Raw genomic sequence first — 22,092 nt, 5'->3', positions numbered from 1 at the left:
TAAACCGCGCAACCGTCGTTGTTTGTTGTAGGGGTTCACCCTGCGATACAGGGTGAACCTTCGTCGCGGCCGCTGAGGCCCGAGCCGACTCAGCTCACTGCAAAGGCATCGCGCGTGAGGTTCTCCGGTGCACCGTCGGTGCATACCACGTCGTCCTCGATGCGGATGCCGCCATAAGGACGGAAGAAGTCGATCTTCGCCCAGTGGATGTCGCTGGCCAGCGGCTGGTCGCGTAGTTCGTCCAGCAACATGTCGATGAAGTACAGGCCGGGTTCGATCGTCACTACCATGCCTGGTTCCAGCACGCGGGTCATGCGCAGGTAGGGGTGACCCTCCGGGCGAGGGATGGTGCCGCCGCGTTCACTTTGCTGGAAACCCGCCACGTCGTGCACCTGCAGGCCGATCGGATGACCGAGGCCGTGCGGGAAGAACGCGGCGGTGACGCCACCCGCCAGCGCGGCCTCGGCGCTCATGCGGATGATGCCGTGCTCGCGCAGCACGTTGGCGATCACGTGATGGGCGTGGACGTGCAAATCCGGGTAACTCTGGCCGGCACGCACCTTGGCGGCGAAGCCCTGCTGGGCGGCGTCCATGCTGTCGACCAGGGCCTGGAACTCGGTGTGTCCGTAGGCGGCATAGGTGCGGGTGATGTCGCTGGCGTAACCCGCGGCGCTGGCGCCGGCGTCGATCAGGAACGAACGGCTCTGGCCTGGCGGGCGACGGTCGAAGTGGGTGTAGTGCAGCACCGCGCCATGTTCGTTGAGGCAGACGATGTTCGAGTAGGGCAGTTCGGCGTCGTTCTGGCGGGCCGCGTCGAGGTAGGCGAGCTGGATGTCGAATTCGCTCTTGCCCTCGCGGAAGGCCTGCTCGGCGGCGCGGTGCGCGCGGGTGCCGATGCGGCTCGCCTCGCGCATCAGCTCCAGCTCGTAGGGCGTCTTGTAGGAGCGGTACCAATGCAGGAAGTCGAGCACGGCCGGTGGATTGTTGGCCTCGGCGCCGGGCAGCAGCGGGTGCTCGGGGCCGATGATGGCGCGGCGCGAGCCGGCGGCCGGCAGGTGGGCAACCGCATCGGTGGCGTTGCGCACGATGACGATGTCGAAGTGCTCCACCCAGTAGCCGCTGGGGGCGTCCGGCACCACGTGCCAGTAGTCCTTCGGCTGCAGGAACACCAGCTTGGGCTTGTGCCCCGGGGTGTACACGATCCAACTGCCCGGCGCGTCGGTCAGCGGCAGCCAGTGGCGGAAATGCGGGCTGGCGACAAAGGGATAGTCCTGGTCGTCGAGGAACTTGCGCAGCGGCATGCCCGCGGCAATCACCAGGTGGTCGAAGCCGCCCAGGGCAAGCGCCTTGTCCGCACGCTCGCGCAGGGTAGCCAGATGCTGGGGATAGAGCGGGGCGAGACGGTCGTGCATGGCTACTCCTGAGGCTTCGAACAGCGGGGAAGCCTCACATCATCGCGCGGAGGAGCCGGTGCTTCCAGCCTCGGCGGGCCGGGGCTCAGTCGCGGCCCGGCTGCTCCAGCCAGGCGTCCAGCAGCGCAGCGTCGGCCTCATCGATGGCGACGATCCGGTAGCCCGACCACACCTGCCCCGGGCTCGCAGCCTCTTCGTGCCACTGCTCCTGGATACCCACCTCGATGGTCTGCGGGGAGCTGCCCAGGCCCGGCAGGGTGAGGCTGACCTGATAGATGGCCTCGCCGCGTGGGGGATGGGGGCTGATCACCAGCATGCCGTTGGCGGAAAGGTTGCCCAGGTGCCCGATGGCCTGTCCGCTGATCACGTCGGTGACCACGGCGGCGAAGTTGGCGCGTTTGCGCTGGGCGCGACGCTGGTCGATGGAGGTGACGTTCTCGCTCACGCGGGCGTAGCTCCGGAAGAGGGGCCAGGCACGGGCGGGCGGGTCAGCTGGCGCAGATGGCTGGTCAGTGCATGCCAGGCGCGGTCGAGCAGGTTCTCCCGCATGGGGGGCATCTCGCGCACGCGCCCGCAGGCCATCTCGTGGGCCAGTTGCGGCAAGGTCATTTCCTCGCCGCGCAGGCCGCGGCGGGTCACGAACAGGCTGTTGCCCGACACCGGGGAGTACCAGGCCAGCTTGCGTTGGGTCACGCGTCCATTGGACGAGTCGATGAACTCGAACCAGGTCCCGAAGGGCAGCTGCCGCAGGCGCTGGTGAATGCGTCGTTCGGGTGACTCCGGGGCTGGTGCAGGCGGTGCCGGCATGGGCGCAGGGGGCGGCGCGTCCTGGCTGGCGTGTTCGCCCAGCCGCTGGTGCTGCTTGAGCTTGAGCGCCAGTTCGGTGGTGGTGGCCGATTCGCTGGCTGTCGGCGTGCCGGCCGGAATGCCGAGCAGGCGTTGCGCCACCTGCACCGCTTCCTCGGCATGCATGCCGATCTGCTGCAGGCCCGACTCCACTTCGCTTTGCAGCAGGTTGCGGTCGGTGACCGGCTCCTGGCCGAGCAACTGGTCGGTGATGCGCAGTCGCAGTATGAAGGCCTCGCTGTCCTCGCCATGGCGCAGCAGGGTAAGCGCCAACACGTCGGACCAGGCCCGCTCCAGCAGCGTGCGCAGCAGGCCGCGCGGATTGCAAAGCTCGAAGCGCTGGGTCATCAGCTCGTTGGCGCGATGGCGCGCCAGTTCCAGCCGCTCGCGCCCCTGCATGGCCTCGACCTGGCGGCGCTCGGCGATCTGCGCCTTGCGATTGAGCAGGCCCAGGTGATGCTCGATGTCGGCGAGCAGGCTGGTGTAGAGGCCGGTGCTGGGCGGTTCGCGGCGGGCACGGTCCACCAACTGGTTGAGTTTGGCGCCCAGGGATCGGTCGCCCTCGCCCTCGGGGCCGTCGAGCCAGTCGTTGGCGGCCTCCGTCACCATGCCCAGCAGCTTGCGCGCCGGATGCTCGCGCTGGTTGAAGAAGCCCTGGTCGGCCACCGCCATGCGCAGCAGCGGCAGTTGCAGGTCGCCCAGCAACGAGCGGGCATTGCCTTGGCCCTGCAACTGGCCACCCAACTGTTCAAACAGCATGGCCACCAGCTCCACGGTGTCGCCCTGTTCCTCGCTGAGATGGGTCTGGTGGGCGCCATCCGGCTTGCCGGCATTGAGCTGGGTGAGCAATTCATCGCGCAGCGCCTGGGCGCTGAGCAGTTCGCGGCGGGCCTGGTCGGCGACGTCGCTGACATGCAACTGCAGGGCATCCAGTGCCAGCTGCAGTTCCTCCGGCGTCGCGGCGCGACCGCCCGCCTGATAATTCAATGCGCCCTGGCCCGCCCGATGCTGGGCCAGCATCTCGCGCAGGTTGTCGAGCACGGCGATGTTGTCGCTGCGTGCGGGTGTGGCCGTGGCGGGAGCGGGGGGCGTGGCCGCGGGCGGTTCTGTCGGATGACGGGCAACCGCGGGGGCGGGCGGCTCGCCAGGGCCGCGCGACGGGCGGTCCACCTGGGTGCGCGCAGCGGTCGGGAAGGCGCGCAACTGGGGCAGGATGCCGTCGGCGCGAAGGTGTTCGTTGACGGTGTCGTACAGCGAGGCGAGCGAGTGCACCACGGCCGTGTCGAACGATTGCAGCATCAGCAGGCGATGCTCAACCGGCAATTCGAGCGGGGTTCCCGCATCGCGGAAGGCATTCGCCAGGGCCTGCGGCCCCAGCGGCAGCAGCTCGCCCTCCAGCGGCGGCTGGCCGACCAGCACGGCAAAGCGATAGCCCAGCTCGAACAGTGGCGTGCCATGACGCGCTTCGCCCCGGGCCACCAGCTTGTTGAGCGCCACGGTCTGCTCATGCTCGGTCTGGTCGAGCAGCTCCAGTGGCCGCCGCGCCAGGTCGGGTTCCTCGGGGGAAGCCACGGGGTGGCCCAGCTTGCTGAAGTGCTGGCGCACGCCATCCAGGAAGCGCCGTTCGATCGCAGCGCGCTGTTGCTGCACCATTTGCCGGCTGAACAGGCATTGCTGCTGTTCGAGGTGGTTGCGCGAACGTTCGGCCTGCGCATACAGGCGCTGCTCGATGTCACCCAGACACAGCCGCAGGGGCGCCTCCAGCCAGCTGGCGCAGAGTGCGTGCGTTTCCTCGATCAGCCGACGCGCGCGCGGCGGCCAGCCGGCATGGTCGGGACGGCTGTCCCGATCAGGTGCAAACGGCTGGCGTCGACCCTGCTGTTCGACATCCATGACTGGCCTTGTGAGTTTCCCCCCGGAATGACTGAAGTGTAAGTCGGCTCCGTCCGGCCTGCCATCGGCTGAACGGTCGATTCAGTCAAGGAAACCCGAGATCACGTCATTGAGGAAGCGCTGGCCCAGGGCGGTGGTATGTATCCGGGCGGAATCCCCGGTCAGCCAGCCGCGCTGGCGGGCGGCGGCAAGGGCAGGGGCGATGCGCTCGGCCGGAAGGCCGGTGCGCTCGGTGAAGTCGGTCAACGGCACCCCGTCGACCAGGCGCAGGGCGTTGAGCATGTACTCGAAGGGCAGCTCATCGATGGCCACCGGGTTGTCACCACCGATCCGGCCAGGGGCGCCCGGTGAGCCCAGGTAGGCCTTGGGATGGCGGGTCTTCCAGCGGCGCAGGATCTGCCCGGTGCCGGTATCGGTGAGCTTGCCGTGGGCCCCGGCGCCGATGCCCAGGTAGTCGCCGAAGCGCCAGTAGTTGAGGTTGTGCGCGCAGCGGCGCTCCGGCTGCGCGTAGGCAGAGATCTCGTACTGCCGGTAGCCGGCGTCGGCCAGCTGCTGTTCGCAGGCTTCCTGCATGGCCCAGGCGTGGTCGTCATCGGGCAGGGGCGGCGGGTTGGCGGCAAAGGCGGTATTGGGTTCCAGCGTCAGCTGGTAGTGCGAGATGTGCGTGGGTTGCAGCGCGATGGCGCGCTCGACGTCGGCCTGGGCGCCGCCCAGGCTCTGCTCGGGCAGGGCATACATCAGGTCGAGGTTGAGGTTGGCGTAGCCGGCGTCCTGCGCCGACTTCACCGCCGCCTCGGCTTCCCTGGCGGAGTGGATGCGGCCGAGGCGGCGCAGCTTGTCGTCGTCGAAGCTCTGGATGCCGAAGGACAGCCGGTTCACGCCTGCCGCCAGATAGCCGTCGAAACGTCCATGCTCGACCGTGCCCGGATTGGTTTCCAGGGTGATCTCGGTGCCCTCGGGCAGCGGCAGGCGCTCGCGCACGCCATCGAGGAAGCGGTCGATCAGCTCGGGCGCGAACAGGCTGGGCGTGCCGCCGCCAAAGAACACGCTGTGCACGCTGCGGCCTGCCGCCGCCTCGCCGAAATCGCGCAGGTCGGCGTCGAGGTCGGCCAGCAGCACGTCGACATACTCGGCGTACGGCGGCGGCTCGCCCTTGACTCCGTGCGAATTGAAGTCGCAGTAGGGGCACTTCTTCACGCACCACGGCATGTGGACGTACAGCGACAGCGGTGGCGCGATCAGGGACATGGGCTCAGGTGTGGGGTGCGTCCAGGCGGTGGCGCAGTTCTGCCAGTGCGCGGCCGCGGTGGCTGACACGGTTCTTCAGGCCGGGCGCCAGCTCGGCGGCACTGACCGTCTCGCCATCGGGAAGGAACAGGGGGTCGTAGCCGAAGCCATGGTTGCCGCGCGGTGCCTCCAGCACGCGGCCGTACCAGCGGCCTTCGGCAATCAGCGGCGCCGGGTCGTCGGCATGCTGCAGCAGCACCAGCACGCAGATGAAGAACGCGCCGCGCTGTTCAGTGGGCAGGCCATCGAGCGCGTGCAGCAGTTTGGCGTTGTTGGCGCTGCTGTCGCCATGGCCGCCGCTGTAGCGCGCGGAATACAGGCCGGGCGCGCCGCGCAGGTAGTCCACGCACAGGCCCGAGTCATCCGCCAGCGCGGGCAGGCCGCTGATGCGGGAGGCGTGGCGTGCCTTGAGCAGCGCGTTCTCGACAAAGCTCAGGCCGGTCTCGTCGGCATCGGGCACGTCGTAGGCGGACTGCGCCACGAAGCTGCGCCCGCTGTCGGCGAGCAGGTCGTTGAATTCGGCCAGTTTGCCGGGGTTGCTGCTGGCGAGGACGATGCGGGACATGGCTTATTCCGTAAGCGAGGCAAAGGCGGGAGCGTAGTCGACCTGGCCGGCGTAGCTGTCTAGCCCGCCGGGCTGCAGCGCCATCGCCATGAACGCATCGCCGCCGCCGTAGATGTCGTGCAGGCCCGCCTGGGAGGCGGGCGTGAAACCGAAGCGGGCGTAATAGGCCGGTTCGCCCAGTACCACCACAGCGCGCACCTGCTTTTCTGCGCGCAGCGCATCGAGCGATGCGCGGATCAGTGCGCTACCGACGCCACCTCGTTGCCATTCCGGCAGCACCGCCACCGGCGCCAGGCCCAGCACCTTGCCGTCGTCACCTTCGGCAATGCGCACCGGCGAAAAAGCCACGTGTGCGACGACGACACCACCGTCCTCCGCCAGCCGGTCGAAGACAAGATCGCCGTCGGCCTGCAACCGGCGCACCAGCCCGGCCTCGTCCTCGCGACCGAACGCGGCGCGATGCACGGCCAGGATGGCCTGCAGTTCATCGGGACGCGACGGGCGCATCGTGGTCATGCGCTCAGGGCAACCCGAGCGCGGCGCGCTGGGCGGCGACCAGCTCGGCGATGCCCTTTTCGGCGAGGCCAAGCAGCGCGTCCATCTCGTCGCGGCGGAAGGCGTGGCCTTCGGCGGTGCCCTGCACCTCGATGAAGCCGCCGCCGTCGTTCATCACCACGTTCATGTCGGTGTCGCAGCTGGAGTCTTCGGCGTAATCCAGGTCGAGCACCGGCACGCCCTGGTAGATGCCCACCGATACCGCGGCCACCGCGCCCACCACCGGGTTGCGGCGAAGGTTCTCGCGCTTCATCAGCAGGGTCACCGCGTCGACCAGCGCCACATAGGCGCCGGTGATCGCCGCGGTACGGGTGCCGCCGTCGGCCTGGATCACGTCGCAGTCGAGCGTGATCACGCGCTCGCCCAGGGCCTGGCGATCCACGCAGGCGCGCAGGCTGCGGCCGATCAGGCGCTGGATCTCCATGGTGCGGCCACCCTGGCCGCCGCGGGCGGCTTCGCGCTGCATGCGCGTATTGGTGGCGCGCGGCAGCATGCCGTACTCGGCCGTGATCCAGCCTTCACCCTTGCCGCGCAGCCACGGCGGCACGCGGTCCTCGATGCTGGCGGTGCACAGCACCCGGGTATCGCCAAAACTGACCAGTACCGAACCTTCGGCGTGGCGGGTGAAGTGGCGTTCGATGGTGACCGTGCGCAGCTGATCGCTGGCGCGGCCGCGGGGGCGGCTGAAAGAACTCATGGAATGCGGGCCTTAGGCATTGGGCAAGGCAGGGCGGGAAAGTTTACCATTGCGGCCTTTCCCGATACCGCAGGTTTCCGATGATTCGCAGCATGACGGCTTACGCCTCCGCCGAGACGACCGGTCCGGCCGGCACGCTCAGCTGCGAGCTGCGCACGGTCAACCACCGTTACCTGGAGCTCAGTCCGCGCCTGCCGGACGACCTGCGCCTGTTCGAGCCGGCGCTGCGCGAGCGCATCGCGGCCCGCCTGTCGCGCGGCAAGGTGGACGTCACCGTGCGCCTGCGTGGCGAGACCCGTGCCGATTCGCTGCAGGTGAACGCGGCGGCCCTGGGGCGCCTGTCCGAGCTGGCGCTGGACCTGGAGGCGCGCTTCCCGCGCATGAACATCGAATTCACCGAACTGCTGCGCTTCCCGGGCGTGTTGCAGCAGTCGGAGGTGGATCCGGAAGTGTTGCAGGCGGCACTGATCGAGGTGCTCGACCGTGCACTCGATGCGCTCACCGCCACCCGCGAGCGCGAGGGCGCCAAGCTGGCCGAGCTCCTCAAGGAGCGCCTGGACGCGATCGAGCGCATCGTCGCCGACGTGCGCAGCTTCATGCCGCAGATCCGCGAGGGCCTGCGCGCGCGCCTGGAATCACGCCTGGCCGACCTCAAGCAGCCGGCCGATCCGGGTCGCCTGGAACAGGAACTGGTGCTGCAGATCACCCGCAGCGACGTGGACGAAGAGCTCGACCGCCTCAGCACTCATATCGCCGAGACGCGCCGCGTGCTCGGTACCAAGGAACCGGTCGGCCGTCGCCTGGATTTCCTCATGCAGGAATTCAACCGCGAGGCCAACACGCTGGGCTCCAAGGCGGTGGACGTGCGCAGCACGAACGCGGCGGTGGACCTGAAGGTGCTGATCGAGCAGATGCGCGAACAGGTGCAGAACATCGAATGAGTACCGAGACCTCCCTGCTGTCGGATGCCGGGGGCACCCTGTTCGTGGTGGCCGCACCGTCGGGTGCCGGCAAGTCCACGCTGGTGAACGCGCTGCTGGAACGCGAACCGGCCATTTCGCTGTCGATTTCGCACACCACGCGTCCCCCGCGCCCGGGTGAGCAGTACGGGCGGCACTACTATTTCGTCGAGCGTCCCGAGTTCGAGCGTGAGATCGCCGAAGGCATTTTCCTTGAGCATGCCGAAGTGCACGGCAACCTCTACGGCACCTCGCGCAATACGGTGAATACCCTGCTGGAGCAGGGGCGCGACGTGCTGCTGGAAATCGACTGGCAGGGCGCGCGGCAGATCCGCAAGAGCAAGCCCGACTGCGTGAGCGTGTTCATCCTGCCGCCGTCGCGGCCCGAGCTGGAGCGCCGCCTGCGCGGCCGCGGCTCGGACAGTGCCGAGGTTATTGCCCGCCGCCTGCACAACTCGCGCGAGGAAATCGCCCACGCGCACGAGTTCGACTACATCATTGTCAACGACGACTTCGACGTCGCGTTGGGTGACCTGCAGGCCATCGTGCGCGCGGTGCGACAGCGCAGCACCCTGCAGTGGCAGCGGCATGAGGCGCTGATCGCCGAGCTGCTGGCCTGACGTGTTCGCCCCGGGGCTGGGCCGCTCACCCTGACCGGCCATCCGGCGTTTCGCAGGATGGCTGGTGGAGCGATCCGGACCCGTTCGCAAGTCCTTGTTTTGTTAGCGAAGGCTGAGTGGCCCGACGATGGGCGCATGGCCTTCGGTCCCGTCTTCCGTTACTTTGCGCCTTTCCCTCGCCTGACATACGCCATGACCGATCCCGTTAGCGCCAAGCCAGACGACAACGCCCTGGTGCGTGTCCGTGGCTTGACCACGGTGCTCAACGGCAAGAAGGTGTTCGACGCGCTGGACATGGATATCCCCCGCGGCAAGATCACCGCGATCATGGGCCCCAGCGGTACCGGCAAGACCACCTTGCTCAAGCACATCACCGGCCAGATGCGTGGCAACGCCGGCGAAGTATGGGTGGATGGCAACAACGTGCCCGCGTTGTCGCGCGAAAAGCTGTTCGAGCTGCGCGAGCGCATCGGCTACCTGTTCCAGAATTCAGCGTTGCTCACCGACTACGACGTGTTCGAGAACGTGGCGTTTCCGCTGCGCCAGCACACCGACCTGCCGGAAGTACTGATCCGCAACATCGTGCTGACCAAGCTGCAGGCCGTGGGCCTGCGCGGCGCCGCTAGCCTGATGCCGTCGGAGCTTTCTGGCGGCATGGCGCGGCGCGTGGCGCTGGCTCGCGCGATCGTGTTCGACCCGATGCTGATCCTCTACGACGAACCCTTCGTCGGCCTGGATCCGATCGCGCTGAACCAGGTGCTCAAGCTCATCCGTACGCTCAACCAGACGCTGGGCATCACCAGCGTGCTGGTGGCGCACGAGCTGGAGGCGATCAAGCAGGTGGCGGACCACATCTACCTGATCGCCAACGGCAAGGTCGTGGCGCAGGGTGATCCGCGCACCATTGCCGACGATGGCTCACCGTGGACGCGCCAGTTCTTTGGCGGCGAGGCCGACGGTCCCGTGCCGTTCCAGTATCCGGCTGGCGACTATGCCGCCTCGCTCGGCTTTCCAGGGAGTGGCGCATGAGCGCGTCGATGAGTCGTGACAACGTCGTGCTGCGCTCGCTCGAGCAGATCGGCAACTGCGGGCTGTTCCTGCTGCGCATGCTGGCGGCGGTGCCGCGCAGCCTGCGCCATCTCCGCGAGACGGTGCGCCAGCTGTGGTTCGTGGGCGCGATGAGCCTGATCATCGTGATGGTCTGCGGCCTGTTCGTCGGTATGGTGCTCGGTCTGCAGCTGTACGACGTGCTGTCGATCTTCGGCGGCACCTCGGCCACCGGCACGGTGGTGGCCATCGCCATTTACCGTGAGCTGGGGCCGGTGGTCACCGCGCTGCTGTTCGCCGGCCGCGCCGGCACCTCGGTCACCGCCGAGATCGGCCTGATGCGGGCCACCGACCAGATCGCCGCCATGGAGATGATGGCGGTGGACCCCATTGCCTACGTGGCCGTGCCGCGCTTCATCGCCGGCATCATCGCCATGCCGCTGCTGTGCTGCGTGTTCTGCGCCATGGGCATCTTCGGTGGCCACCTGGTCGGCGTGACCTGGCTGGGCATCGACAACGGCACCTTCTGGTCGAACATGACCGCCACCGTCGAGGTGGTGAAGGACGTTATCAACGGCGTGCTGTGGAAGAGCATCGTGTTCGGCACGGTGGTCTCGCTGATCGCCGTGTTCCAGGGCTACACCACGCCGCCGACCAGCGAGGGCGTGGCCTACGCCACCACCCGCACCGTGGTCGCCTCGTCCATCGCCATCCTGGCGCTCGACTTCGTGCTCACTGCCTTCCTGATGTGACCGCGAGCGCCGCCATGAACGTCAACCACCACTTTGCATTGAGGAACGTGCCGTGAGCCAGAGACCGTCCTATGCCGTCGGCACCGGCCTTTTCATCGTGCTCGGCTTTGCCGCGCTCGGTTATCTCGCCACCCAGACCACTTCGGTGGCCAACCGCAGCAGCGGCCCGAGCTACACGGTGGAGGCGCATTTCGCCAACATCGGTCAGCTCAAGGAGCGCGCGCCGGTGAAGGTGGCGGGCGTGCGTATCGGCCAGGTGCAGTCGATCGTGCTCGACCCGGGCAAGGAGACGGCCGACGTGAAGCTGGCCATCGACCAGCGCTACAGCCAGATCCCCGATGACTCGGTGGCTACCATCTTCACCAGCGGCCTGCTGGGCGACCAGTACGTGGGCATCCAGTACGGCACGTCGAAGAACGCGGTTGCCGCGGGCGGCACGCTGGCGCTGACCCGTCCGGCGCAGCAGCTGGAAGAGATGCTCGGCAAGTTCTTCGGCGCCGGCGGCGCGGCCGACAACCTGGCTGGCAGCTACCGGGTCAAGGCGCGCTTCACCAATGTCGGCGCGCTCTCGGTGGGCGCACCCGTGAAGATGGCTGGCGTAGCCATCGGCAGCGTGCAGTCGGTGAAGGCCGATCCGGTGAAGCTCGATGCCGAGGTCACCCTGGCCATCGACAAGAAGTACAACCAGATTCCCGACGATTCGGCTGGCGCAGTGTTCACCAGTGGTTTGATCGGCACGCAGTACGTTGCCATCCAGCCCGGCGGCTCGCCGGACATGCTCAAGGATGGCGACGAGCTGGTGCTGACCCAGTCGGCCATGCAGATCGAGGATCTCATCGGCAAGTTCCTGGTCAGCGGCTCGTCCTCGTCGTCGTCCACCGGCAACAAGGATGCCGGTGACAAGGCCGGCGACAAGCATTGATCCGGCCCGCTGCGACCCGATATTCCATCCAGTTACCGTCCAGGAGTTTCCCCATGTTGCGCAGTCTGGCCATCGCCACCGCCATTGCCTTCGGCAGCGTGATTGCTGCCCCCGCGTTCGCTCAGGCCGCGGCACAGGGCGCAACCACCGGGCAGACCCCGGTGCAGATCGTGCAGTCGATCTCCGATCAGCTCGGCAAGGCCATCGAGGGCCACCAGCAGGAGTTGAAGAACAACCACGACAAGCTGATCGGCGTGATCGACAGCGTGTTCCTGCCGAACTTCGACATCGACTATGCCTCGATCCTGGTGCTCGGCCAGCACGCCCGCGAGGCGACGCCTGAGCAGCGCTCCCGTTTTGCCAAGGCGTTCTACAACTCGATCACCCATCGTTATGCCGAGGGCCTGCTCGACTACACCCGCGGCCGCGTGAAGGTGCTGCCGTTCACCGGCGACCTCAACGACAAGCGCACCATCGTGCGCAGCCAGGTGATGATGGACGACGGCAAGACCGTGGCCGTTGACTACGCCTTCCGCAAGGATCGCGACGGCAACTGGAAGGCCTATGACGTGATCATCGAAGGCATTTCCTACATCACCAACTACCGCAACCAGGTCGATGCGGAGATTCGCAAGGTCGGCATCGACCAGCTGATCACCAACCTGGAAACCCAGGGCGACAAGGCGCTGGAAAGCATGGAAAAGGACACCAAGGCGCCGCAGCAGTGACGAGCCCGGCCGGTACGCCCCCGCAGATCGACGAGGCCACTCCGGGCAGCGTGCGGGTGGCTGGCACGTTGACCTTTGCCAATGCCGCGGTGGCCCTGGATGCCATCGGCAAGGCGGTCGCCCGTGATGGCCGCGGCACGCTGGATCTTTCCGGCATCACCCGCAGCGACAGCGCCGGGCTGGCCTGCGTGCTCGCCGTGCTGGCCCAGGCCGCCGAGCGTGGCCATCGGCTGACCGTGCGCAACATGCCCGAGGGCATGCATCTGCTCGCCAGCGTGTGCGAGGTCGAAGACCTGATGGTCTGAGCCCGGTCCCTGCCGCGCAACAGAAAAGGGGCCTTGCGGCCCCTTTCTTGTTTGTCGCAACCGCCGTGCAGCCGGCTTACTGCTTGTCCTGCGGCGGGTTCTGCGTCGGCTGGGACGGCGGTGCCGGCTGTTGCTGCTTGCTGTTTTCCCACTTCTGCTGCTCGTCCAGCAGCTGGTCGGGATCGAAGTTCTTGTCCTTCAGGCCCTGCATCTGGTCGATCACGTCCGACGGCGGGTTGCCATCGTAGATCTGGTAGATGCGCTGCTGGCGGTAGGCGTCGCGGATGAAGGCATACGGGTCATAGGCCGAGTTGAGGAAGCTCTCGGCGTCGATCGCGCTGGAACGCAGGGTCACGAAATACAGCACTTCGGGCAGGTACTGCTGGCCGTATTCGTAGTGGTTGTTGCGCTCGTAGTAGCCCAGTGGATCGAAGAAGTAGCCATCGACCGGCAGGCGCCACACGTCGCGTCCGGTGGTCGGGCCGAGGAAAGGCAGCATCAGGTACGGGCCGTCCGGCACGCCCCAGCGCGCCAGGGTGATGCCGAAGTCCGTCTCATTGAGCGGGATACCGAGCTGGCTGGCCGGGTCGAAGAACCCGCCGATACCCAGGGTCAGGTTCAGCACGAAGCGACCGGTGCCCTGGATGGCCTGCTTGGGACGGGCCTGCAGCAGGTCGTTGGCGATCGTGATCGGCATGTGGATGTTGGTGAAGAAGTCACTCACGCAACGCCGGATGGTCGGGTTGGTCACCTTGCGGTAACCCACGGCCACCGGGCGGACCACGGCCTTGTCGAGGCTGTTGTTGAAGGCGTAGACCTTGCGGTTCGTCTTCTCGTAGGGATCGTCGGTGCGCGGCTTGGCAATGGCGCAGCCGGCCAGCAGGGCGACGGCGACCACCGGCGCGCAGCGCCTGGCGAAGGAGAGGAGGGAGGACGGCATCGCGGCAACGGTCCTGGGCTGTAGTGAATGCAATATTGTACTTGTTGGTTTTTTATTGTGTACAGAGCCCATTAAGTCTCACGGGTGCGGGCTGCAGGCTGCCTGAACGATGCTCGCGGGCTTGTGCTGCATTGCCAGCAAAGCGCCCGCTGGCTACACTGACACGTGATAAGTCGCTTTATTCCCTAAGGATTTCAGATGGCCCGCATTACCGTCGAAGACTGCCTGCAGGTGGTCGACAACCGCTTCGAACTGGTGCTGATGGCGACCAAGCGCGCCCGCCAGCTCGCCAAGGGTGCCGAGCCGGCAGTCAATCCCGATCACGACAAGCCGACCGTGCTTGCCCTTCGCGAAATCGCCGACCGCCGCATCGACCAGGCCACCATCGACGAGATCGACAAGGCCGAGCGTGAGCGCGCCGAGCGCGAGGCGCTGGAGTGGGCTGCCGCCGAAGTCGACGACGACCTCTCCAAGGGCGGAGACGACTGATGGAAGGCGGCGGCTGTAGTCAGCAGCTCCCTGGCGCCGGCTTGTCCGGCGCTTTGCGCTGCACGCACGCCGCCACTCTCGCCGCCATCAAGCGCTGCGAGGCGGTCGCCTGAGCGGGGACCGAACATCCATGCCGGCCGTCACGGATTCCTCTCCCCTGGATTCGTCGACGCTGCCTCCGTACGTGCTGGCCCTGAAGGAGCGCGTGGCCTACCTGCCCGAGGGGCAGGTGGAACGCGTGGTGCGCGCCTACGAAGTGGGCGCACTGGCGCACCAGGGCCAGGCCCGCAAGAGCGGCGAGCCCTACATCACGCATCCCGTGGCCGTGGCCGGCATCCTGGCCGAGCTGGGGCTGGACGCCGAGACCATCATCGCGGCGATCCTGCACGACACCCTCGAAGACACCGCGTTGAGCCGCACCGAACTGGCCAGCGAGTTTGGCGAGACCGTCGCCGAACTGGTCGACGGTGTCACCAAGCTGGACAAGATGAGCTTCAGCAGCCGCCAGGAGGCGGATGCGGAAAGCTTCCGGAAGATGCTGCTGGCGATGGCGCGCGACTTGCGCGTGATCCTCATCAAGCTGTCCGACCGGCTGCATAACATGCGCACGCTGGGCGCCAAGGACCCGGCCTCGCGGCGCCGCATCGCGCGCGAAACGCTGGAGATCTACGCGCCGATTGCGCAGCGCCTGGGCATGAACAAGTTCAAGGCGGAGTTGCAGGACTTGGGCTTTCGCGCGCTGTATCCCGACCGCTATCGCGTGATCAGCGAGCGCATCCGCGCCGCGCTGGGCAATCGCCGCGAGGCCATGGGCAAGATCGAGGCCGCGCTGTCGCATCGCCTCGGCGCCGAGCACCTGTCCGCACGCGTGGTCGGGCGCATCAAGTCGCCGTGGAGCATCTATTCGAAGATGCGCAACGAGCACAAGACGTTCGCGCAGCTGATGGACGTCTACGGCTTCCGCGTGGTGGTCGACTCGGCGATGAGCTGTTACATGGCGCTGGGCGCCGTGCACAGCCTCTACAAGCCGGTGGATCGCCGCTTCAAGGATTTCATCGCCATCCCAAAGGCCAACGGCTACCAGTCGCTGCACACCGTGCTGCTGGGGCCGTTCGGCGCGCCGATCGAGGTGCAGATCCGCACCGCCGAGATGGACTCGGTGGCCGAGCGCGGCGTGGCCGCGCACTGGGCCTACAAGACCGATTCCGGCCCGGCCAACAGCGCGCAGGCGCGTGCCCGCGAATGGCTGTCCTCGCTGGCCGACAGCCAGGCCAACACGGCCTCGTCGTCGGAGTTCATCGAGAACGTCAAGATCGACCTGTTCCCGGACGAGGTCTACCTGTTCACCCCTCGCGGCGACATCCTTGCATTGCCGCGCAATGCCACGGCGCTCGATTTCGCCTATGCGGTGCATACCGACGTGGGCGACCATGCGGTGGCCGCGCGCGTCGACAAGAAGCTGGTGCCGCTGCGCACGCGGCTGGAGTCGGGCCAGCTGGTGGAAATCATCACGGCACCGTCCGCCCTGCCGAATCCGGCCTGGCTGGAATCGGTGGTCACCGGCAAGGCGCGTACCGCGATCCGCCAATACCTGAAGCACCTGCAGCACGAGGATGCGGTCGACTTCGGCCATCGCATGCTCGACCGCGCGCTGGATGCACTGGGCACCAGCCTGGATGCGATTCCGCCGGCCGTGCTCGACCGCTTCCTTGAAACCTCCAAGCTCAAGCGCCTGGAGGAACTGCTGTCCGACATCGCGCTGGGCAATCGAATGCCGCATCTGGTGGCCAGCCAGCTGGTGGCGGCGCGCGGCAAGAAGTCCACCGACGTGCAGCAGTCGCCGCACGCGGCGGAGAAGATCCGCATCACCGGTGCCGAGCGCGGCGTGCTCAGCTTCGGCAATTGCTGCCATCCGCTGCCGGGCGACGAGATCATCGGTTACCTGTCGTCGGGCAAGGGCATCGTGGTGCATCGCGTGGAATGCCCGAACGTGGTCGAGCTGCGCAAGTCGCCCGAGCGTTGCGTGGCCATCGAATGGGATCGCGATGTGCAGGGCGACTATCGCGCCGAACTGCGCATCGAAGTCATCAACCGTCCGGGCGTGCTCGCCACGGTGGCGGCGGCGATCGCGGCGGCCAATTCCAACATCGAGAACGTGGAATACGTCGAGCGTGATGCCTCCGCGGCCACGCTGCTGTTCGCGCTGGAAGTGAAGAACCGCAAGCACCTGGCCGAAGTGATCCGCCGCGTGCGGCGCACCGGCGTGGTGAGCGGCGCCTACCGCTACCCGCTGTAAGCGCAGCGCGCCCGATGGGTGCGGCGCGGTTTTCGGCGGGGTCCGTCTCTCCTCTTCAAGCGGTTCTCGCTCTAGACTGGTCGCCTGCAACATCACCACGAGGCTCATCCATGTCCCGAGAAATCATCGCCACCGACAAGGCTCCTGCCGCCATCGGCCCGTATTCGCAGGCCGTGCGCGCAGGCAACACCGTGTACTTTTCCGGCCAGATTCCGTTGAATCCGGCCACCGGCATGATGATCGAGGGCGACATCGCCACGCAGACGCGCCGCGTGTTCGACAACCTCAAGGCCGTGGCCGAAGCGGCCGGCGGCTCGCTGGACAAGATCGTGCGCGTGGGCATCTACGTCACCAATCTTGGCCACTTCGCCACTGTCAACGACGTGATGGCCGAGTATTTCCACGCACCGTATCCGGCGCGCTCCACCATCGAGGTGTCGGCGCTGCCCAAGGTGGCCGACGTCGAGGTCGATGCCATCATGGTGCTCGACTGATCGATTGCTCTTCCCTGCGCCGACAGCCTGCGGGCCACCGCCGGCTGCGCGGCCAGCCGGCACCCGGTTAGGCTTCTGCGATGCCGCCCTCCAGCGTACGCCCCGCAACCGTAATGACCGATCCTGGCGCGACGCCGGTATCGGCGCTGCCCGGTGTCGGCCCGGCGCTGGCCGAGGCCCTGGGGCGGCTGGGCCTGGAGCGCGTGCAGGACCTGTGGTTCCATCTGCCGCTGCGCTACGAAGACAAGACCCGCGTTACCGCCATCGCTGACCTGCGGCCAGGGGAGCGGGCCCAAGTCGAGGGCGTGATCGAGGCGGTCGAACGCGGCTTTCGCTACCGGCCACAGCTCAAGGTCGCCATCGGCGACGACTCGCATCAAACCCTGATGCTGCGCTTCTTCCATTTCCACCGGGCGCAGTCGGAACAGCTGCAGCCGGGCGCGCGCCTGCTGTGCTACGGCGAGGTGCGGCAGGGCGCGCAGGGGCTGGAGATGGTGCACCCCCAGTACCAGCGACTGAGCGGCGACGAGCCGGTTACGGTGGACGAGCTGCTCACCCCGGTCTATCCGACCACCGAGGGGCTGGGGCAAAAGCGCCTGGCGGGGGTGATCGCCAAGGCGCTGGCGCTATTGCCGCCAGATGCGCAACTGGAGCTGATCCCGCAGGAGCTGTGCCAGGCGCACGGCCTGACCTCGCTGCGCGAGGCCTTGCTGTACGTGCACCGTCCGCCGCCGGATGCCCATCTTGGCCAGCTCACCACCGGCCGCCATCCATCGCAGCAACGCTTGGCCTTCGAGGAACTGCTCACCCAGCACCTGAGCCTCAAGCGCATGCGCGAGGCCGTGCGCCGCCGCCATGCGCCGCGCCTGGGTGGCAATGGGGAGTTCCGCAAACGCCTGCTGGGTAGCCTGCCGTTCGGCCTCACCGGTGCTCAGCAGCGTGTCAGCGTGGAGATCGCCGGCGACATCGCGCAGCCGCAGCCGATGCTGCGGCTGGTGCAGGGCGACGTCGGCAGCGGCAAGACCATCGTGGCGGCGCTGGCGGCGCTGGCGGCGGTGGAGTCCGGTTACCAGGTGGCGCTGATGGCGCCGACCGAGCTGCTGGCCGAGCAGCACCTCAACCACTTCCGTCATTGGCTGACCCCGCTGGGCCTGGAAGTGGTGTGGCTGGCCGGCAAGGTCACCGGCAAGGCCAGGCAGCAGGCCCTGGCGCGCGTGGCGGCTGGCGCGCAGGTGGTGATCGGCACGCATGCGTTGATGCAGGAAGGCGTGGCATTCGCGCAGCTGGGCCTGGTGATCGTCGACGAGCAGCACCGCTTCGGCGTGCAGCAGCGCCTCTCCCTGCGCGACAAGGGCGCCGATCACGAGAGCGGGCTGGTGCCGCACCAGCTGGTACTCACCGCCACGCCGATTCCGCGCACGCTGGCGATGAGCGCCTACGCCGACCTCGATGTCTCGGCCATCGACGAACTGCCGCCGGGGCGCACGCCGGTGCAGACCATTGCCATCTCCAATGCACGGCGCTTCGACGTGATCGAGCGCATCCACGCCGCCTGCCTCGAGGGGCGCCAGGCTTACTGGGTGTGTACCTTGATCGAGGAATCCGAACAGTTGCGTGCGCAGGCGGCCGAGGTCGCCCACGCCGAGCTGTCCGCGGCGCTCGCCGACTGTCGCATCGGCCTTATCCATGGACGCATGAAGCCCAAGGAAAAGCAGGCGGTGATGGGCGCCTTCAAGGCGGGTGAGCTGTCCGTGCTGGTGGCCACTACGGTGATCGAGGTGGGTGTGGACGTGCCCAATGCCAGCCTGATGGTCATCGAGAACAGCGAGCGCCTCGGCCTGGCCCAGTTGCACCAGTTGCGCGGGCGGGTAGGGCGCGGCGCGATCGCTTCCAATTGCGTGCTGCTGTACCAGCCGCCGCTGGGACAGCTGGCGCGCGAGCGCCTGCAGGTGATGCGCGAGACCAATGACGGCTTCCGCATTGCCGAGAAAGACCTGGAGCTGCGTGGCCCCGGCGAGGTGCTGGGCACGCGCCAGACCGGCCAGCTCAGTTTCCGCATCGCCGATCTCGCACGCGACGCGCATCTGCTGCCGGCCGTGCAGGAGGTGGGTGCGCACCTGCTGGCCCGACACCCGCAGGCAGCGGAGCGTTTGATCACGCGGTGGATCGGCGGCGCGGCGCGGTTCGTGCACGCCTGAAAACCGGACGCTTGCGAGGGTGTTGGCGCCGGCTTTCGTCAATGCGGGAGTGCACCTTGCGCTCTCGCGACCGAGGCGGGGAGCTGTCGCGCACGGGGTGCGCTCCTGCATGAGGCTCGGTGCTGGGGCCAATCCCCATTCAAGGGGTATGCCTGCACCGCACAAACTTCTAAGCTAACCGGTTCAGACACGACGACGACATGCCATGAGCACTCCCCAGCTGCTGATCGATACCGACCCGGGTGTAGACGATGCGCTCGCCATCCTGATGGCGCACGCGCACGCCGATGTCACCGGCCTCACCATTGCGGCCGGCAACGTGGGCCTGGCGCACACCGTGCGCAACGCGCGCACGCTGGTCGATCTGGTGGGGGTGGCCACGCCGGTATACCCCGGTTGCCCGACGCCGCTGGTGCGCTTGCCGGAGGAAGACGCCGTGCACGTGCACGGTGCCGACGGCCTGGGCGACGTGGGTTACCCCGAGCCCAAGGCAGTGGCGCAGGACGAGCATGCGGTGCACGCCATCCTTCGCCTTACCCGCGAGCATCCTGGCCTCACCCTGGTCGCGCTCGGGCCGCTGACCAACCTGGCGCTGGCCGTGCGGCTGGATCCTTCGCTGCCGCAGCGGGTGAAGCGCCTGGTGATCATGGGCGGTGCGGTCACCGGACTGGGCAATACCGGCAAGATTCCCGCCGAATTCAACATCGGCTTCGATCCGGAAGCGGCGCACGTGGTGTTCGAGGCATTCCCTTCGTTCGACCTGGTCGACTGGGAAGTGGTGTTGCGGCATGCCTTCGATGACGAGGAATTCAACCGCTGGATCGCCGCGGGCGACCAGCGTGCGACGTTCTTCGACCAGGTGTTCGGCACCGCGCGCGCATTCAACGCCAAGCGCGGCCGCCACGGCGTGATTGCCGCCGATGCATTGGCGATGGCGGTGGCGATCGATCCAGGCATCGTCACGCGCATGGAAGAGCGTCATGTCGCCGTGGAAATGGATGGCCGCCTTACGCGTGGCGCCACCGTGGTGGACTGGACGGATCGCCATGGCAAGCCGGCCAATGCGCGCATCGTGATGGCTGTGGATCAGGCCCGTTTCGGAGCCATGGTGCGGCGAGCGCTGGGGGCCTGAAAGGGCCTTCGGAACGGCCCGGAAAGTCCAAGTGACTGACCGACTTGCCAAAGGCTCCGATCTGTAGTTAAAATGCCGCTCTTTTCACCCACCGCTTTGAGTCAGTCATGAAGCCCGATATCCATCCGAATTATCGCCCGGTGGTGTTCCAGGACCTGTCGTCCGACTTCGCGTTCCTGACGCGTTCGACGATCGCCACCAAGGAAACCGTCAAGTGGGAAGACGGCAACGAGTACCCGCTGATCAAGGTGGATATCTCCAGCCATTCCCATCCGTTCTACACCGGCAAGCAGAAGACGCTTGATACCGGCGGCCGCGTGGACAAGTTCCGCAAGCGCTACGCGCAGAAGTAATCGCGCGGACAAGCCTGCGCCGACGCCACGGCCACGTGGCGTCCGCATGCATATCGTACGGGGCGGGCCCAGGCTCGCCCCGTGTTTTTTTGCGCGCGCCATCCGACCATCCGCTAGGGCATGTTGACGGGTCGATATGTGATAATGGGCGGCGAGGTGTCGCAGCAGTCCCCCCACGCGACATCAACCCTACCTCGCCGGCCATCGCGAAACGCGGAACGCTGGCGAAGACATTTCGTGAAGGAGGTTTTCCGTGTCCGATTCCAAGATCGTCAAGTTGGTGGATGAGTCGACCAACCGCAGCAGCGAGCTTCCCCTGCTCAGCGGCACCCTCGGTCCCGCATGCATCGACATCGGCACGCTGTACAAGGACACGGGCCACTTCACCTACGACCCGGGTTACGGCAGCACGGCCAGCACCAAGAGCGCCATCACCTACATCGACGGTGACCAGGGCGTCCTGCTGTACCGCGGCTACCCGATCGAACAGCTGGCCGAGAAGTCCAGCTTCCTTGAAACGGCGTACCTGCTGCTCAACGGCGAACTGCCGACCAAGGACCAGTTCGCGACGTTCGAAGACAACATCACGCATCACACGATGATGCACGAGTCCCTGAAGGACTTCTTCAAGGGCTTCCACCACGACGCGCACCCGATGGCCATGCTGGCCGCCTCGGTGGCCTCGCTGTCGGCCTTCTACCACGACGACATCGACGTCGATAACGCCGAAGACCGCAAGCTGGCCGCGATCCGCCTGATCGCCAAGATGCCGACCATCGCCGCTGCCTGCTACCGCTACTCGATCGGCTGGCCGTTCCGCTATCCGCGCAACAACCTCGAGTACGTGGATCGCTTCCTGCACATGATGTTCGAAGTGCCGAGCGAGCCGCTGGAGCTGAGCCCGGTGGCCGCCAAGGCACTGGACCTGCTGTTCATCCTGCATGCCGACCACGAGCAGAACGCCTCCACCTCGACGGTGCGCCTGGTGGGCTCGACCGGTGCCAACCCGTACGCCTCGATCGCCGCGGGCATCACCGCGCTGTGGGGTCCGGCACACGGCGGCGCCAACGAAGCCGTGCTGAAGATGCTCGAAGAGATCGGTACGGCCGACAAGGTCGAGACCGCGGTCAAGCGCGCGAAGGACAAGAACGACAACTTCCGCCTGATGGGCTTCGGCCATCGCGTGTACAAGAACTTCGACCCGCGCGCGAAGATCATCCGCGAGATGACCCACAAGGTCCTCAACGAGCTGGGCATCAACGACCCGCTGCTCGACGTGGCGATGAAGCTGGAAGAGGCGGCGCTGAAGGACGACTACTTCGTCGAGCGCAAGCTGTACCCGAACGTCGACTTCTACTCGGGCATCATCTACAAGGCGCTGAACATCCCGACCGAGATGTTCACCGTGATGTTCGCCATTGCCCGTACCGCCGGCTGGATCGCCCACTGGATCGAGCAGCACGAAACCCCGGGTGCGCGCATCGGCCGTCCGCGCCAGATCTACACCGGCGCCAACGTGCGCGACTACGTGCCGACCGACAAGCGTTGATCGATGCGTTGACCGCATGAACAGAAAAGCCCCGGTTTTGCCGGGGCTTTTTT

Annotated in this window: 22 protein-coding genes; 14 read left to right on the top strand and 8 right to left on the bottom strand. The window is 66.9% G+C overall.

Features of this window, described 5'->3' with window-relative positions; translation table 11 throughout:
* Nucleotides 1-89 precede the first annotated feature (89 nt).
* The 7 genes from pepQ to rph form a co-directional block, all read right to left on the bottom strand.
* Nucleotides 90-1,412: a Xaa-Pro dipeptidase gene (pepQ, locus tag DVU99_RS04270; RefSeq protein WP_114238945.1), complete on the bottom strand. Its 1,323-nt coding sequence runs from the start codon at nt 1,410-1,412 to the stop codon at nt 90-92.
* 85 nt (nt 1,413-1,497) lie between these two features.
* On the bottom strand, nt 1,498-1,857 hold the full coding sequence (locus DVU99_RS04265; protein WP_114238944.1) for a PilZ domain-containing protein: 360 nt from the start codon (nt 1,855-1,857) through the stop codon (nt 1,498-1,500).
* A complete protein-coding gene (locus DVU99_RS04260) occupies nt 1,854-4,151 on the bottom strand; it encodes a DUF1631 family protein (protein ID WP_114238943.1) in 2,298 nt (765 codons plus the stop codon). The genes DVU99_RS04265 and DVU99_RS04260 overlap by 4 nt, the downstream gene beginning before the upstream one ends.
* A gap of 81 nt (nt 4,152-4,232) precedes the next feature.
* Nucleotides 4,233-5,399 (bottom strand): radical SAM family heme chaperone HemW, encoded by a 1,167-nt coding sequence (gene hemW, locus DVU99_RS04255; protein WP_114238942.1) that lies wholly within the window; start codon nt 5,397-5,399, stop codon nt 4,233-4,235.
* A gap of 4 nt (nt 5,400-5,403) precedes the next feature.
* Nucleotides 5,404-6,003 (bottom strand): RdgB/HAM1 family non-canonical purine NTP pyrophosphatase, encoded by a 600-nt coding sequence (gene rdgB, locus DVU99_RS04250; protein WP_114238941.1) that lies wholly within the window; start codon nt 6,001-6,003, stop codon nt 5,404-5,406.
* Nucleotides 6,004-6,006: 3 nt separating this feature from the next.
* Nucleotides 6,007-6,519 (bottom strand): GNAT family N-acetyltransferase, encoded by a 513-nt coding sequence (locus DVU99_RS04245; RefSeq protein WP_198670180.1) that lies wholly within the window; start codon nt 6,517-6,519, stop codon nt 6,007-6,009.
* A gap of 4 nt (nt 6,520-6,523) precedes the next feature.
* The gene (rph, locus tag DVU99_RS04240; RefSeq protein WP_114238940.1) at nt 6,524-7,255 is read right to left on the bottom strand and encodes a ribonuclease PH; all 732 of its coding nucleotides are present in this window, start codon (nt 7,253-7,255) and stop codon (nt 6,524-6,526) included.
* Between the two features lie 80 nt (nt 7,256-7,335).
* Between rph and DVU99_RS04235 the strand changes: the two genes are divergently transcribed.
* The 7 genes from DVU99_RS04235 (at nt 7,336) to DVU99_RS04205 (ending at nt 12,588) form a co-directional block, all read left to right on the top strand.
* On the top strand, nt 7,336-8,196 hold the full coding sequence (locus DVU99_RS04235) for a YicC/YloC family endoribonuclease (RefSeq protein WP_114238939.1): 861 nt from the start codon (nt 7,336-7,338) through the stop codon (nt 8,194-8,196).
* Entirely contained in the window at nt 8,193-8,834 is a 642-nt protein-coding gene (gene gmk / locus DVU99_RS04230; protein ID WP_114238938.1) for a guanylate kinase, read from the top strand. The genes DVU99_RS04235 and gmk overlap by 4 nt, the downstream gene beginning before the upstream one ends.
* 192 nt (nt 8,835-9,026) lie before the next feature.
* Nucleotides 9,027-9,863: an ABC transporter ATP-binding protein gene (locus DVU99_RS04225; protein ID WP_114238937.1), complete on the top strand. Its 837-nt coding sequence runs from the start codon at nt 9,027-9,029 to the stop codon at nt 9,861-9,863.
* Entirely contained in the window at nt 9,860-10,633 is a 774-nt protein-coding gene (mlaE, locus tag DVU99_RS04220) for a lipid asymmetry maintenance ABC transporter permease subunit MlaE (RefSeq protein ID WP_114238936.1), read from the top strand. The genes DVU99_RS04225 and mlaE overlap by 4 nt, the downstream gene beginning before the upstream one ends.
* Nucleotides 10,634-10,685: 52 nt before the next feature.
* Nucleotides 10,686-11,555 (top strand): outer membrane lipid asymmetry maintenance protein MlaD, encoded by an 870-nt coding sequence (mlaD, locus tag DVU99_RS04215; protein ID WP_114238935.1) that lies wholly within the window; start codon nt 10,686-10,688, stop codon nt 11,553-11,555.
* A gap of 53 nt (nt 11,556-11,608) precedes the next feature.
* Nucleotides 11,609-12,283, top strand: coding sequence for a phospholipid-binding protein MlaC (locus DVU99_RS04210; protein WP_114238934.1), 675 nt, complete (start codon nt 11,609-11,611; stop codon nt 12,281-12,283).
* On the top strand, nt 12,280-12,588 hold the full coding sequence (locus tag DVU99_RS04205; RefSeq protein ID WP_114238933.1) for a lipid asymmetry maintenance protein MlaB: 309 nt from the start codon (nt 12,280-12,282) through the stop codon (nt 12,586-12,588). Before DVU99_RS04210 ends, DVU99_RS04205 begins: the two co-directional genes overlap by 4 nt.
* Nucleotides 12,589-12,664: 76 nt before the next feature.
* Here the strand turns inward: DVU99_RS04205 and DVU99_RS04200 are convergent, their stop codons facing one another.
* Nucleotides 12,665-13,528 (bottom strand): VacJ family lipoprotein, encoded by an 864-nt coding sequence (locus DVU99_RS04200; RefSeq protein WP_114238932.1) that lies wholly within the window; start codon nt 13,526-13,528, stop codon nt 12,665-12,667.
* 198 nt (nt 13,529-13,726) lie between these two features.
* On the opposite strand from DVU99_RS04200, the gene rpoZ reads away from it, so the two are divergent.
* From rpoZ to DVU99_RS04165, 7 genes are all read left to right on the top strand, one after another.
* Nucleotides 13,727-14,017 (top strand): DNA-directed RNA polymerase subunit omega, encoded by a 291-nt coding sequence (gene rpoZ / locus DVU99_RS04195; RefSeq protein WP_114238931.1) that lies wholly within the window; start codon nt 13,727-13,729, stop codon nt 14,015-14,017.
* A gap of 130 nt (nt 14,018-14,147) precedes the next feature.
* On the top strand, nt 14,148-16,313 hold the full coding sequence (locus tag DVU99_RS04190; RefSeq protein WP_114238930.1) for a bifunctional (p)ppGpp synthetase/guanosine-3',5'-bis(diphosphate) 3'-pyrophosphohydrolase: 2,166 nt from the start codon (nt 14,148-14,150) through the stop codon (nt 16,311-16,313).
* Between the two features lie 110 nt (nt 16,314-16,423).
* Nucleotides 16,424-16,807, top strand: a complete 384-nt coding sequence (locus tag DVU99_RS04185) for a RidA family protein (RefSeq protein ID WP_114238929.1) — start codon at nt 16,424-16,426, stop codon at nt 16,805-16,807.
* An 80-nt stretch (nt 16,808-16,887) separates the two neighbouring features.
* Nucleotides 16,888-19,005 (top strand): ATP-dependent DNA helicase RecG, encoded by a 2,118-nt coding sequence (gene recG / locus DVU99_RS04180; RefSeq protein ID WP_114238928.1) that lies wholly within the window; start codon nt 16,888-16,890, stop codon nt 19,003-19,005.
* 205 nt (nt 19,006-19,210) lie between these two features.
* On the top strand, nt 19,211-20,137 hold the full coding sequence (locus DVU99_RS04175; RefSeq protein WP_114238927.1) for a nucleoside hydrolase: 927 nt from the start codon (nt 19,211-19,213) through the stop codon (nt 20,135-20,137).
* A 107-nt stretch (nt 20,138-20,244) separates the two neighbouring features.
* On the top strand, nt 20,245-20,490 hold the full coding sequence (locus DVU99_RS04170; protein WP_019466242.1) for a type B 50S ribosomal protein L31: 246 nt from the start codon (nt 20,245-20,247) through the stop codon (nt 20,488-20,490).
* Between the two features lie 253 nt (nt 20,491-20,743).
* The gene (locus DVU99_RS04165) at nt 20,744-22,039 is read left to right on the top strand and encodes a citrate synthase (RefSeq protein ID WP_114238926.1); all 1,296 of its coding nucleotides are present in this window, start codon (nt 20,744-20,746) and stop codon (nt 22,037-22,039) included.
* The last annotated feature ends 53 nt before the right edge of the window (nt 22,040-22,092 follow it).

The sequence above is a fragment of the Dyella sp. C9 genome, assembly GCF_003332825.1.
Lineage (GTDB): Bacteria > Pseudomonadota > Gammaproteobacteria > Xanthomonadales > Rhodanobacteraceae > Dyella.
The sequence above is the reverse complement of the archived record's forward strand: the minus strand, read 5'-3'. Positions and strand labels throughout refer to the sequence as shown.